The 14,336-nt window shown below is 41.5% G+C and carries 10 protein-coding genes and 1 pseudogene; 5 read left to right on the forward strand and 6 right to left on the reverse strand.

Annotated features, from left to right (window positions below; all coding sequences use genetic code 11):
• Positions 1–132: 132 nt before the first annotated feature.
• The 3 genes from NSTC731_RS12180 to polA all read right to left on the reverse strand — a co-directional run bounded on the left by NSTC731_RS12180 (position 133) and on the right by polA (position 4,857).
• The gene (locus tag NSTC731_RS12180) at positions 133–705 is read right to left on the reverse strand and encodes a hypothetical protein (RefSeq protein WP_445631026.1); all 573 of its coding nucleotides are present in this window, start codon (positions 703–705) and stop codon (positions 133–135) included.
• 156 nt (positions 706–861) lie between these two features.
• Positions 862–1,797, reverse strand: a complete 936-nt coding sequence (locus NSTC731_RS12185) for an ABC transporter substrate-binding protein (RefSeq protein ID WP_445631027.1) — start codon at positions 1,795–1,797, stop codon at positions 862–864.
• A 117-nt stretch (positions 1,798–1,914) separates the two neighbouring features.
• Positions 1,915–4,857: a DNA polymerase I gene (gene polA / locus NSTC731_RS12190; RefSeq protein ID WP_445631028.1), complete on the reverse strand. Its 2,943-nt coding sequence runs from the start codon at positions 4,855–4,857 to the stop codon at positions 1,915–1,917.
• A gap of 299 nt (positions 4,858–5,156) precedes the next feature.
• On the opposite strand from polA, the pseudogene NSTC731_RS12195 reads away from it, so the two are divergent.
• The 4 genes and pseudogenes from NSTC731_RS12195 to NSTC731_RS12210 form a co-directional block, all read left to right on the forward strand.
• Positions 5,157–5,354: pseudogene (locus tag NSTC731_RS12195) on the forward strand (SDR family NAD(P)-dependent oxidoreductase); the annotation flags it as partial.
• 54 nt (positions 5,355–5,408) lie between these two features.
• Positions 5,409–6,785, forward strand: a complete 1,377-nt coding sequence (locus tag NSTC731_RS12200) for a dihydrolipoyl dehydrogenase family protein (RefSeq protein ID WP_445631029.1) — start codon at positions 5,409–5,411, stop codon at positions 6,783–6,785.
• A 697-nt stretch (positions 6,786–7,482) separates the two neighbouring features.
• Positions 7,483–8,187, forward strand: coding sequence for a choice-of-anchor E domain-containing protein (locus NSTC731_RS12205; protein ID WP_445631030.1), 705 nt, complete (start codon positions 7,483–7,485; stop codon positions 8,185–8,187).
• Positions 8,188–8,463: 276 nt separating this feature from the next.
• A complete protein-coding gene (locus tag NSTC731_RS12210; RefSeq protein WP_445631031.1) occupies positions 8,464–9,315 on the forward strand; it encodes a Cof-type HAD-IIB family hydrolase in 852 nt (283 codons plus the stop codon).
• 180 nt (positions 9,316–9,495) lie between these two features.
• Here NSTC731_RS12210 and NSTC731_RS12215 read toward each other — a convergent pair whose 3' ends face one another.
• Positions 9,496–10,230, reverse strand: a complete 735-nt coding sequence (locus NSTC731_RS12215; RefSeq protein ID WP_445631032.1) for a DALR anticodon-binding domain-containing protein — start codon at positions 10,228–10,230, stop codon at positions 9,496–9,498.
• 525 nt (positions 10,231–10,755) lie between these two features.
• On the opposite strand from NSTC731_RS12215, the gene NSTC731_RS12220 reads away from it, so the two are divergent.
• The gene (locus NSTC731_RS12220) at positions 10,756–11,475 is read left to right on the forward strand and encodes a Crp/Fnr family transcriptional regulator (RefSeq protein ID WP_012412419.1); all 720 of its coding nucleotides are present in this window, start codon (positions 10,756–10,758) and stop codon (positions 11,473–11,475) included.
• Between the two features lie 79 nt (positions 11,476–11,554).
• Here the strand turns inward: NSTC731_RS12220 and NSTC731_RS12225 are convergent, their stop codons facing one another.
• Both NSTC731_RS12225 and NSTC731_RS12230 read right to left on the reverse strand, forming a co-directional pair.
• The gene (locus NSTC731_RS12225; RefSeq protein ID WP_445631033.1) at positions 11,555–12,601 is read right to left on the reverse strand and encodes a PstS family phosphate ABC transporter substrate-binding protein; all 1,047 of its coding nucleotides are present in this window, start codon (positions 12,599–12,601) and stop codon (positions 11,555–11,557) included.
• Between the two features lie 282 nt (positions 12,602–12,883).
• A complete protein-coding gene (locus NSTC731_RS12230) occupies positions 12,884–14,281 on the reverse strand; it encodes an ABC transporter substrate-binding protein (RefSeq protein ID WP_445631034.1) in 1,398 nt (465 codons plus the stop codon).
• Positions 14,282–14,336 lie beyond the last annotated feature (55 nt).

Raw genomic sequence — 14,336 nt, forward strand, 5'->3', positions numbered from 1 at the left:
AATGCTTTAAAACACGAATTTATTAATTATTTTTTAGTACAAAATAACAATACAGATGCTTTGCAGGAGTTTCAAACTAATTTGAATGTTGAAGTAATCATAGTAATTGTCAAATTCATGTTGTCTTACTATCTATCGAGTACACGCATTTATAAGACGGTTTGGAAAACTAGGTTCTCTAGTATTAACTTGACACTCCTTTTTTCCAACTTCCCTGTTGTTTTTGATAACTCCTATAAAAATTCTCTCTTGTTGTAACTCAAATCGGCAAATAGCGTCATCAGAAGTGATAAAACTCGGTTCAAAGTTCTCATAAACACTAAAAATTTTACCATTTGGACATTTTACTCGCTCAACAAGATTAATATGATTACCTAGAGCTAATTGTACGATAAACACAAAAAGAATGAAACAGCCAAAAAATCCTGTTACTACAATACTAAAAAATTTTAGCAAGTCTTCTTTGAACAAAAAGCTATTGATAAATAGTAATAAAGGTGTGATATAAAAATATAATGCGGTAATTTTATTGAATAGGTCAAACTCAAAAATAATTTTGCTTGACCAATTTAAATCCCAGTTAAAAATGAGCGGTATTAGACTAATTATAATAACCTCTAAGTTGTCTGAAGGTCTATCAAGTCTACTTATCAAGAACAAACGAATCCATCGCCAAAAGTTTTTGAGAAGTTTCGCAATCTGCATTTTGAAATACTGGTATCTATAAATAATAATGCTTAATATAGCACTCAGATTTTATTTGTGAAAACATACTGACACTGAAAAGCCTGTTTGATCGGGGTTTTATCTAAATTACCTCCGATAAATGCATCCTTTATTGACTGTTATCGCAGTATTGAGCTAAGTACCCTGTGGTGTAAACAACGCTTGCTTAAGCTGCTGACAAGCCTTTTCTATTGCATTTATACTACCCGGATTCACTAGGCCAAAATAATCAAACACATAGACTCGGTTATTTTTAGTTGCTTGTAGTTGCTGCCAAAAAGCTTCCTTTTTCAACGAATCTAAAAGCGTCGCTTCTGAATTCCCTTGTGGAGGATTAACTAAAATTATCACCTCTGGATTTGCTTCTAAAACTTTCTCAGCCGAAAGCGTCACATAACCACCAATTGGGCTTTTTCCTTGTAAATCTGCTGCTATATTTTTCGCTTGAAATTTCGCCAGCAAATCTCCTGCCCAACTATTTTTATTTGGTGCTAAAATTGGTTGACGACTAACCAGTGCTAGTGTTGAAATACTCTGAGTTGGCTTATCTGGTAAGAAAGTTTTATAACGGTTTAACAAAGGCTGAGGATCGGCATTAATTAACTGAGCGAGCTTTTTAGTAAGTTCTTCTAGAGATTCCCAGCTATTCACCTTAGTGAGCAAAGTTTGAATTCCTAGCTGCTGAAGTTTTTGAATTGGAATGTTAGAAAAACCTTCAGCACCAATAACTAAATCTGGTTTGAGTGCTACTACTTTCTCTAAATTTGGCGGATTTTGGCCTTCACTAACACGCGGAACATCTTTAAATTTTGAGTCATTCTTAAATAGTTTACTCCCAGTAATTCCGACAACTTTTGTTCGATCGAGTCGGGAGAGAATGTCAGCAGAAAGTGAAGAAAGAGCAACAACTCTTTTTGCTGAACCTTTTAGTAATTGCTGAGAGTTTGTGTTAGTCGCCTCAGTGGTATTTTCCACTTTGGTTTGTGGTTGCTGAGTAGTTACAGTGGTGCAAGCAACTAAAACTATACTCAACAAAATTGCAAAAGCAGATAAGAGCCAACGACGATGCATATTAAAATTCTTTCTAAGGTAAGAATGGTATAAGATTGATATCGAGCCAGGATGTAATATACTGCTAACACAGATATACGACTATCCCAATGTAATTGTTCCAATCCCTAGTTAAACTTACTTCGTCTCCATCCAATTTTCACCAACACGCGCCTCCACAAGCAAAGGAACACTCAACTGCACTGCATTTTCCATCACCGATTTAATTTGTAGTTGTAATTCTTCCCACTCATTAGGGGGAATTTCAAATACTAATTCATCGTGAACTTGCAACAACAAACGCGCCTGATAGTTTTTCAAAACCTCATGCAATCTCACCATTGCAATTTTGATAATATCAGCGTTAGAACCTTGAATTGGTGCATTAGCAGCAGAGCGTAATAAACCTGCATCAAAAGCACCCAAATTCTTCAATTTACTCAGATCGATATCTTCTGGGTTGCTGCCTTTTAATTTGCGTAAACTGTTATTAGTAAAGTCAAAATAGCGACGGCGACCGAAAATAGTTTCTACATAACCACGAGCGATCGCTTCTTTTTTCACTCGCTCCAAATATGCAAATACTTTCGGATATCGTTCATTAAACCGCTTAATGAACTCGTTGGCAATGGTCTTATCTATCCCAGTTGAGCGCGAAAACCTTAGAGAACCCATTCCATAAATCACGCCAAAATTGATAGTTTTTGCTATCCCTCGTTCTTCTGAGGATATATTTTCTTTTTCAAAAACTAACCGCGCCGTAACAGTATGAACATCTTCATTTTGCTGATATGCTTGCACCAATATCGGCTCTTGACTCAAATGAGCCAAAATCCGTAATTCAATTTGTGAGTAATCAGCAGCCACCATTAACCAACCAGGTTCTGGCAAAAACGCCTTCCGAATCTGGCGACTAAAAGCTGTACGAATGGGAATATTTTGCAAATTCGGATTAGAAGAAGATAACCTACCAGTTGATGTTGCTGCTTGGTTAAAATCAGTATGTACTCGCTGGGTATCTGGACGCACTAATGCAGGTAATGCATCAACATAAGTAGACTTTAATTTAGATAGGGTGCGATATTCAACGATCGCTTTAACAAATCCAGTGTTATCATCTTCTTGAAGTCTTTCTAGTGTTGCTGCATCTGTAGAGTAGCCCGTTTGAATTTTACGAGAATGTCTGGTGCTTAACCCCAATTTTTCAAATATAATTTGGCTCAATTGCTTAGGAGAACCCAAGTTAAAATTTTCTCCAGCTATTCCAGTTGCTTCCTCTTTTAACCTGGCTAACTCAGTTTCTAAATGCTGCGAAAGTTCTTGTAAATAAGCTGAATTAATCCGAACACCTGTGTATTCCATTTCGGCTAAAACTGCTTCTAGTGGCTGTTCTACTTCCAAAAATAGCTTAGATAAAGCTGGAATTTTATCCAGATCCTCGCGCAATTTTGACACTAAACCAAAGGTAGAATAAGCATCCATCCCACAGTAATCTGCGACGGCGGGAATATCTATATCAGCGATATTTTTGCCTTTAGGAACTAAATCTAAGTAACTTTTAGCTATCAATCCCAAATATCGCAGCGACAAATCCATCAAATTATGACTTGAATCTGGATTTAGAATATAACTCGCTAGCATGGGATCAAACACCACTCCTGCCAAATTAATTCCTTGACTTCTAAGAACTAAGCGGTCAAATTTAGCATTTTGTAAAGCTTTGGGATAATCGGCACTTTCGAGAATTGGACGTAGTGTTTCCAGCACAAAATCTTTATGCAAATTTTCTCCAGTTTTGTGCCCTACAGGAATATAGGCTACCTCATCTGGTTGCGTTCCCCAACAACAACCAATTCCTACTAATTCAGCATCTCTTGGTTCTAAATCGGTAGTTTCAGTATCCCAAGCAACGGGTGTTTCTGGATTAGTGAATTTTTGCAAAACCCTCACTAACTCAGTTAATTTTGCTTCAGTGTTTATGATGCGTGGTGTAATTGGAGAAGTAGATTGTTGTGGAACTGCTGCTGTATCACTAGCACTGAAAAACCACAAATCATTATCTTCATCAGCGCTGAATTCTGAGTTAGTATTGGGATTAATTGCATTTGTTTTGGCTTCTTGATTATCTTCAACTTGGCCACCAAAACGTTGCTGAAGGTCGTTGATTCTACCTAAAAAAGACTTAAATTCTAATTTTTCTAAAATTGGTGATAAGACGTTTGTATCAAAGCCTTTTAATTTGCAATCTTCTAAATCAAATTCTATCGGGACATCTAATACTATGGTTGCCAAATAGCGAGACTTCTCGGCATCCTCTTTACCTGCTGCCAGTTTTTTCTGAGTTGCGCCTTTAATTTCATCTAACGCAGCATAAACATTCTCAAGTGAACCATAGGTATTTAGCAGCTGCACTGCTGTTTTTTCGCCAATTCCCTTGACACCAGGAATATTATCTGATTTATCACCACAAAGAGCTTTAAAATCAACAATTTGTGAAGGTAAAACGCCCATCTTCTCTTTGACTTGTTCTGCTTTAAATTCCGTGATGCTATTTGTAGAGCGCTTTAGGGCATCTGGACTAAAATTCAGAACAGTGATTTCTTTGTCAGAGTCGATTAGTTGAAATAAATCGCGATCGCCAGTGAGAATCTTCACCCTATAACCAGCCGCAGTGACTCGTTGTGCTAGGGTTCCCAAAATATCATCAGCCTCAAAACCAGGGGCAGTGAAAAAGGGTAGATTGAAGCCATTCAGCAACTCATGCAGGTTTTCTAAGTCGGGAATGAAGTCTTCTGGTGTTTCCGGGCGATCGGCTTTATAAGTATCGTCCGCTTCGTGGCGAAAAGTTGCCTCAGCCAAATCAAAAGCGATCGCCATTGCTTGAGGCTGTTGTGTTGCCATTACCTCTAGCAGGCACTTCACAAAACCAAAACATATACTGGTGGGAATCCCTGTTTTGGTACGCAGTCCTCCATCTCGCCCTTTGGCGAAAGCAAAGTATGAACGATAAGCCAAGGAGTGCCCATCTACGAGGATGAACGTGGGGCGTGTTGTAGTTGCAGAAGTAAAAGTTTCAGACATAGCCCTATTTTAGCTAGAAGCTTTGTCACATAGTTAGCAATTTCAAAGCTTTGGCTACCTTTATTGTTACTCCTTGATGTCAAGAAGCGGGTAAGCCCTCAGTTAACTGGTATCTTAAATTAAAGAACTTGAGTCAGACAACTGATTTAAAGGTAGATAAGCCACCTTCGCAAGCAATCAGATCATCAAAATAAAAGTGCTGAAATCAGTTATGTATCAATTGCTCGAATAGCAATTTATCGATAAGTTGCCGATCGCCAATACAGTTATTTTTACGAACAACTACAGGAATCACAGGCATGACAAAACTAGAGGGAAAAATCGCAGTCGTCACGGGTGCGTCTAAAGGTATCGGTGCCGCGATCGCCAAACATCTGGCAGCTGAAGGTGCAAGCGTTGTCGTCAACTACGCAAAAAGCCTTGAAAGAGCCAATCCCGTGGTTGACGAGATTGCCAGCAAGGGCGGCAAGGCGATCGCAGTTCAGGCAAATGTTGCCAATTGAGTGTGAGAGTCTGATGAAAGCAAACTATCTCCAAGGAGTTTTGCACTGATGGAAACAGCAGATGTCATTGTCATCGGCAGTGGTCAAGGAGGCATTCCACTGGCGGCTGATTTTGCCAATGAGGGACGTAAGGTTGTCTTGTTTGAGCGGGATGCTTTAGGTGGCAGTTGCATCAACTATGGCTGCACTCCGTCTAAAGCGTTCTTAGCAGCGGCTCATGCAGCAGGGCGATCGCGCCAGGCTCAGAAGTTAGGCATCCACACGGAAGTAGAGGTGGATTTTCCTGCTGTCATGGAGCGAGTTCGGGGAATCCGCAGCAGCTTTAATCAGGGGATTCGCCAGCGATTGGAGACTGCGGGTGTGAAAGTCATTTGTGGCGAAGCTGCTTTTGTGGGTGAACGGACGGTCAAAGGTGGAGATGTTACCTTTCAGGCTCCTCTGGTAATTATTAACACGGGTACGTCATCGCTGATTCCTGACATTCCCGGACTTGCAGGAACTCCTTACCTGACCAACCGCAACTTCTTTGACTTGAAAACCTTACCAGCCCGTTTATTGGTGATTGGAGGCGGCTATATTGGCTTGGAATTGGGACAAGGACTAGCGCGTTTGGGCAGTCAGACCCACTTAATTGTCCAAGGCGATCGCGTGCTTGGGCAAGAAGAGGCTGATGTCAGCGAGGTCTTAGCAGAAGCATTAAAGCAGGATGGGATTGGGCTTCATTTTGGAGTTAATGTCAATCACGTTGCTCATGAAAATAATCTGTTTAGGCTGACTCTAAGCAGTGGCGAACAACTTCAAGGAGAAGCGTTGCTGGTTGCGATTGGACGGAAACCCAATACAAGTGCATTAAATACAGCCGCCAGTGGAATTGAGCTAGACGATCGAGGATTTATTAAAATTGACGACCAGTTCCATACCACCTGTTCTGGAGTCTATGCGATCGGGGATGCTGCCAAACAGCCTGCCTTTACCCATGTGTCGTGGGAAGACTATCGCCGCTTAAAAGCAATTTTGTGTGGAGAAAACCGGACACGGAGCGATCGCGTTCTTGGCTATGCGGTCTACACAGAACCCCAGGTTGGGCGAGTGGGTATGACCTTAGAACAGGCTCAGAAACAAGGCATCAACGCGCGTGCTGTCACGTTATCCATGAGCCAAATTGCGCGTGCGATCGAGTGGGGGCATGACCTCGGATTTTATCGTATGGCGATCGACAGCGACACAGACAAAATTCTGGGAGCAACCCTGGTGGGCTACGAAACTGCTGAACTGGTGCATGTTTTTTTATCCCTGATAGAAGCAGGAGCAACCTGGCAGTTGTTAGAGCGATCGGTTCACATCCATCCCACCTATGGTGAAGCTTTACCCAGTCTGGCACGATTGCTGCTTGGAGATAATATGCCAGGGTGTCCGAATATGTGATATCGTGTCCGGTTCAAGACTTATCATTAAGACGGCAGGGGAGCAGGGGCAAAGAGGGTTTCCTGGTTTTTGCACAGATGCGGGAATTATAACTAATTAGGCGGACATGATATGAAGAGGTTTTATTGATGTACAACGTCAGTTGGCATTAATAATCTAAATGCCTAAGCCAGGAATACATCCTCCTGACTCAGCTACAAAACTATTCTCTGTTTCGATTGCTCATTTACCCCTGGTACTAATGAGCTTTTTTGTGCTTTTTATATAGCCAGTTTCTACGTATTTGCAGCTTTAGTACGGAAGCCAAGTAGAACCAACTCTTGGCAGATAAACCAACTCAATTAAGTACGTGAGTATAAGCATAGTAACTAGATAGTAACTAGATCCCTAAGTTATCACCAGAAGTCAGGAATCTATCTTCTGAGCCTTTTATGTTTAATTAGGTTGACTTAGCTTACATCTCAGGAACCAACAAAAACTAGCTTAATATTTCGACATCAGATTACCACTATCAAAACTACTTTACCTTAACAAAACTTTATATATACCGTTAAAAAAGTCTATTTATCGAAGGAATTTAAACATAATAACTTTACAGAAAGTTACGTGTATTTATCAAGACTACAAGCAAAGTTTCAGAGTTAGAAATAGGTTAGTAATCCCGTAATGATTCGTTTCAGAAAGGCATCTTTTATCCATGACAACAAAACTATTCAACACTCTAGCTGCTGCTACAACCTTGGCAGGAATTGTTGCAACATCTGGAGCAGCTAATGCAGCTTCTCTCTCTTACAGTAGTTCCACTAATTACGATTTCACAAACATTATTGATGCACCTCTGAGCGTCCAAAAATTTGACTCATCTTTGGGCACACTCAAGGGTGTAACAATAAGTTTTACTGGCGACATACTTGGAAATGCAGGTTTTGAAAACAGGAGTCCAACCCCGACTCAAGTGACAGTAAATCTTGCTAGTCAACTCAACTTAAAACTAAATAATCAATCTTTGTTTGCGCTCAATCCACAAGATATATCGAGTTATCAAGCTGCTAAATATGACGGCATCACTGATTATAGTGGCACCTCTGGAAAGACTATTTCTAATTTAACTGCCACACAATCTGCAACTCAGTCTTTCACCAATACCCAATTTTTGCAGTCTTTCACTGGTAATGGCGACATAGACTTTTTGTTCTCAGCTTTAGCCAACTCAGTAGTTACGGGTTCGGGCAACATGAGATCCTATATTGATACTTATGCCAAAGCAGGTATCAAAGTAACTTATGACTACGATGAGGTGAAAGCAGTACCTGAGTCTTCTGCCACACTGGGAATTGGTTTAATTGCTGGGCTTTGTTTGTTGTCACAACGCAAAAAAAGCTGGATCAAGATGTTTAATTAATAGACTTTCTTGAATAGGTAGATTTCTTTTATCCTATCTATCAAGCAGACTCTCTAATTTAAATTAAAAAACCCGATTATTCTTGAAAAAATCGGGTTTTTTATTGTGCTTATTAGGCTGAACTTTTAATAAGATTTAAACCATCCTATTATTGGCGATCGCTATAAATAATTATTGATATGAAGTGGTTGATTAGAGAAGCCAATTTTTTATATGACTCTCTACTGGTCGCCAGAGCCTGTTAACCTCTTACTGGAACTTAAAATTTAGGAAATTATGCCGAAAGCATCTACCGATCGTCAGGCTGCTGCAAAAGACATTAAACTACTAGTTTTGGATATAGATGGCACGATCGCCGGACACTCTAACACTATCAGCGAACCTGTAAAGCAAGCAATTTTTGCAGCGCAAGCACGAGGAATTCAAGTGGCGATCGCTACAGGTAGAATGTATCGTTCAGCCTTGCGCTTCCACCAAGATATCGGCTCTACCCTACCATTAATGGCCTATCAAGGAGCCTGGATTCAAGACCCGAACACCCAAAAAATTCATCGCCATTGGGTTGTTTCTAGAGAAATCGCCCACCAGTTACTCGACTATTTTGAACAGCCGGAATTGCGATCGCTTCTATCCGTTCACTTTTACATCAACGATCAGCTATACGTTCGTGAGTTAACCAGAGAAACCAAAATTTATGCAGAACGTTCTGGTATTATTGCGATTCCTGTGGGTGATTTGCGTCAAGCCTTAACGAATGAACCGACAAAAATTCTTGCTTTGTCTGATGACACTGACTTAATCGATAAACTATTAGGAAATTTGCGCCGTCAATACACACCTGCTGAACTTTATATGACGACATCTGTTGCTACCTTTTTTGAAGCAACTAACGCCTCTGTAAATAAGGGGACTGCTGTACGTTACCTAGCCGAAGAGTTGCTGGGATTACAATTAGCCAACGTTATGGCGATTGGCGATAACTTCAATGATGTGGAAATGCTGGAGTATGCCGGACTTGGTGTAGCTATGGGCAACGCACCAGCAGGAGTGCAAGCGATCGCTAATTGGGTAGCTCCTAGCGTAGAGGAAGATGGGGCAGCAATAGCAATTGAAAAGTTTTTGCTGTAGTGAAAGAATTTTTTCAAATCTAACCCATACAAATCAGAAAGGACACCGACGACTGGCCGTGTTTCGTCTCGGTGCCCCTGCTGGTTCGCTCCTCACACACCTGCTAATGTATCCGAGGTGGTGCATTGAGTCAATAGCTATATAAAAAGTTTTTATTTTTACCTAAGGAACATTACCGATTTATAGCTCCAAAGGCGCAAAAACCCCCAGATTTTCCTCTAGGACAAATTTTAATACTGACTGAGTAGCCATGAGCAATCCCAGTCTAGCTTGGGCTAGCTCTGGTGAAGTAATTTTCACCTCACCCCAAATCCGGCAATTAGACCAAAACTTTTCAAAAGCTTGACTCAAATTCAGTGCTACTTTTTCCCATTTCACAGAATCGCTAACATCAGGGCACTCTATGTTGTCTACCACTTGTATTAATTCGCCAATGAGACGACGCTCATCTGGGTGATTCAGTTGTAGTGTTCCGTCGCAATTAAGCCAAGGTAGTGGGTTAGGAAAAATAACATCCCAAAAAGCTGGACTAGTATTTGGAACTGGTTCTCTAAGTTTAATCAATCCCTCTCGATGAGCCAGCAGCACTAGCGAATAGCAGCGTGCATGAGCATATTCAACAGTAAACAATGAATTGGGCATTGGGGATTGGGAAAGAGGGGGCAGGAGGCAGAAGTTCTTTAATTTTGAATTTTGAATTTTGAATTTTGAATTGATTTCTCCCCCTGCTCCCTGCTCCCTGCCCCCCATCTCCCCCTCTTCCCCTAAACTCCCGACTACGAGACTTTGTAACCAAGTCGCTAAGGCTGAGTGAGTTAATTCAAAATTTATCCAACCAGGGGGAACTATTTGGATGCTAAAAACGTCCTCACAAATCCCTGATAAATCTGAAGCGATCGCCCTAGCAAGCTCCATCGCTTTTCGATTCTGAGATTTTGATAGTCGCAAAGACACACTTGAGGTATAGATAACTCTATTGTCATTTCTACCTTTATGTAGAGGAATTTTTTCGTTTTTTATGCACTTATTTTCTATTCTGTAAGTATCAATGCTTATCGATTTTATTAGATAACTATATAATAGCTGTTTGATTGACGTATATTTGCTAACTAGTGATTTATAATGCACGTAATATTATGGAAATAGTGATGTAAGATATATTTGTTACATTTATGTCATCTATCTTGCGGAATAAATTTAATTTAGATAAAGAAAAATGAGAAGAGGATAAAATTTGATGAATAATCGATGAATAGTAAGTAAACTTTACTACCATCATTGTACAGTAGGAAGTATAACAAAAGAGTAGAGAGTAATTTGCTTTCTATTCTTTGGATTGGCTGGCGCTGTTAGGCGTTAAGCCTGCCTCGTCAACACAAAGACACTCCTTGCACCCTTTTATTTACGTCTTTGTCTTCAGCCGAACGCTCTTTGTTACCTATGCAATCTCCATCCTCCTTTTCTGAGGCATCACGGCCTTTTTTGACTTGGCAACGCATTCTTGACTGGGCTCAAGAACACTATCGTTGCCGCACCTTTAGCAAAGATGAGCGCATTCCAGCCCGGCCTGGATTGCTGTATTTGGTGCAAAGGGGTGCGATCCGCATGGTAGGAACCGCCCAAGTTAGTGCGACTGCCAGTCAGCTAACGTCTCGACGAATCAACAGAACTCCAGAAGAAGCGTTCTTGGGTTTTGTGGGAGCGGGACAGCCATTTGAAATTGTTGCTCAGTCACCATTCACACTGCAGGCTTACGCCCATGTCGATCAAACTGCGGTGCTGTGGATGTACTGGCATGATTTAGACAATTGGCCTCACTTCCGTCGCGAAGTTATGGATGCCTTTAGGTATCAGCACCAGCGTAAGCTGCTGTGGCTGAGTGCCTTGGGACAACGCCGCACAATTGACCGACTCTTAGGATTTCTCACATTGTTAATTGAGGAATATGGAGAGCCAGCAATGAGCGACACCGATCCTGATGTGATTCGCGGTTATTGTCTGCCCTTTCCCCTCACTCATGCCCAAATTGGTAGCGCGATTGGTTCGACTCGTGTCACCGTCACCCGCTTGATGGGTAAGTTGCGTCAACGTGGTTTAATCTTGACTCAAGGGGATAATCTCATTTGCTTGCCAGCAGAGTCGATTAATAGAGCTGGTTAAGGTAAAGTTCAGAGCGGCGATTTCCGCCACTCTGTCTTGAGTGCGATGGGCTAAACCCCGCCACAGGCGATCGCAGATGTCAGCGAATTTTGACAAATCCCGCTTGGGTAATCAGTTGCTGTCCCTGCTCAGTCAGCAGTAAGTTGGCGTAAGCGACACCTGCTTGCTGCTCAGTCTGACCATTCTGTTTGACCACCACAAACAGATTGCGGGTAATCGGGTATTTTCCTGATTGAAATGCCTCAATATTCAACTTGTTCCGTTTACCAGGACATTCAGACGGGAGGACAGAAGGTTCTTGGTATGGTGCAATGTATTGCCCTTGCGTGCGCCCCAACGGCAAGGCCTTGATTGAGCATTGAGGAATCACCTCTGGGGCAGAAGCGTAGTAGATGCTACCAGGACTATCAGCCAATTTTTGCAAGGCTTGGGTGGTTGTGGAGATAAATTCTACATTGGAGCTGAAAGCTTGACCACCCAAGATGTCTTGGACAAAAAGTTCGACAGTACCGCCATCAGCAATACGGCGGGAATAGGGCTTAATCGGGATATTGGGGCCGCCCACCTGGCTCCAATTATTGATTTTGCCTGTGTAAATTGACTTTAATTGTTCTACCGTTAGTCCTGGGATATTCAGGTTTGGGTTGACTGCAACCGCTAAACCATCAATTGCCACAGGAATTTGTTTCAAACTGAACCCACGCTGCTGGGCACGGCTTAATTCCGGATCTAGAACAGGTCGGGAGGACTGGGCAAAAGCTAGTTGACCGTCTATCAAGGACTGAATGCCAGTGCCAGAACCAGGCGATGCATTGCTGGGTTCTACATAGCGCAGCCGTAACTCTGGCCGCGCGGCTTGAATTACCGGATCGACTACTAGTCGAATCGGTGCCCAAGATGTACTGCCTCCGTAATTGAATAATCCTGTAGGAACATCCTTTACTGAAGTGAAAGTATTGCCACTAGGTTGTTCCGATCCGGTTTGGGGCGTTTTGGTGCTACCAGAATTAATTGTATTTAGATCGACACCAGATTTTCTAGTAAACCACCAAAAACCGCCAGCTATTAGCCCGACGGTGATTAGGATGGATAAGACAAGAATAGTTGTTTCATTTTTTTGAGACATAGTATAATTACCCGCGCGTCCATTCAATATAAGTGCTTTATAGGTGCTTGCTACTTGAGATTGTATTTGGAGGACGGGGATTTTGTTAGCAAATTCTGACTTTTAACTGCTTGAAAATTTAAAGTATAATATATAACATTTAAGTTATTCGTCTGCGATCTCAAGGTTTGAGTCGTGGTAAAAATAAATTGACAGTAAGATTTTTCCCCATAAAGCTCAATTTCCCATCTTGAGGGTTTTTCCAGGTTAAGTATTGGTTAATTTTTAATTTTTTATTGGTGATTAACGCACTGGTTCAAAGTCATAACCAGTGCGAGAGCGAGAACCAGGAACAATTTTTACAAGTTGCACTGAGGCATTGCGATCGCCTGATGCTAAAAACCGAATTGTACCAGAAGCGCCAGTGGCAGAAAAGTCAGAGGAAGCTAATGCTTGTTGGACTCCTGCTCGCGTAGGATTGCGTTCTAATGCTGCAATTAGAGCTACAGTGGCATCATAACTAAGGGCACTTCGCCAACTCACATCACCGCCCCATAACTGCCGCGATTTCTGGGGAAAATCTGACTTCGGATCGCCATCAATATGCCAGGGAACTGCTAGTACCATCCCCACAGCTTGTTCTCTGCCAATTTCCAAAGTTTTAGCGGTGTAAACATCGTCTCCCGCCAACAAAGTTAACTTTTTCTGATTAATCTGAATTACTTGCAGCGCTTTATCGAGAGTTTCAGTGTTAGCAGCTAACATCAAAACTTCTGCACCTTGTTTAGTTGCTTGCTCTACACTTTTAGCTGCACTAAAATCCGCCCTGGATAAGTCAAATTCGCTAGCTACCTGTCCACCCTCTAGGGAAACAGATGAAACAAACTCCGACTTTAAAGACTGGCTATAGTTGCTCTGAGAATTAAAGAAAACCACTGCATTTTTTTTCTGCAAGGTTCTCACCATATAGTTAGCTAAAGTTCTCGCAGCCATAAAATCACTGGGAACTGTGCGAAAAACGTAGTGGCTAAAGTTAGAAATTTTGACAGATGTACTAGTAGGAGATATAGCTACAAGTTGTCCAGAAGTATAAATAGTACCTGCGGCTAAGGTGGAATCGCTAGTATTCGGCCCAACTACACCTAATACTTCAGAATTGCTGACTAGGGTAGAAGCGATTTGCTTGGCTATTTCTGGATTGTCGTCGTCATTAGCTATCCCTACCCTCAACGGTACTCCCTTGATTCCTCCTGAACTATTGACTTGATTTTGAGCTTGGGCTATGCCACGTAAAATTTCTAAAGCAGCATTGGGGTCAGTGCCGAATGGTACAGAGGCCACGATGGTATAGCTCCTGGAAGAACCGATTCGGGCATTGTTAAGAAAAATTAACGTTTCTGGATCGTTTCGATTGAGTTTTAAAGCAGCTGTGAAATTGGCGATCGCTTTATCATAACTTTTAGCTGCGATCGCCTGTACTCCTTCTTTTTTCACTGGAGAAATATCACCTGGAGTAAAAGATTTTTCCCCAAAACTAATACGGTCTTGTAAGGATGGATTGTTGCCTGGTTGTTGATTTGGAATGATGTTATTACCAATTTTGGCCCCATTGTTACTAAACCACCAAAACCCACCGCCAACTATGCCAGCTGTCAGTAGCAGAGCCAAAGCTAAAATTGTGGTTTCATTCTTTTGTGACATAAATAAGTTTCAATAAAATAAAAATATTTATTTATTATGAAGAATTTAGAACTCA

It is taken from the genome of Nostoc sp. DSM 114167 (assembly GCF_052692655.1).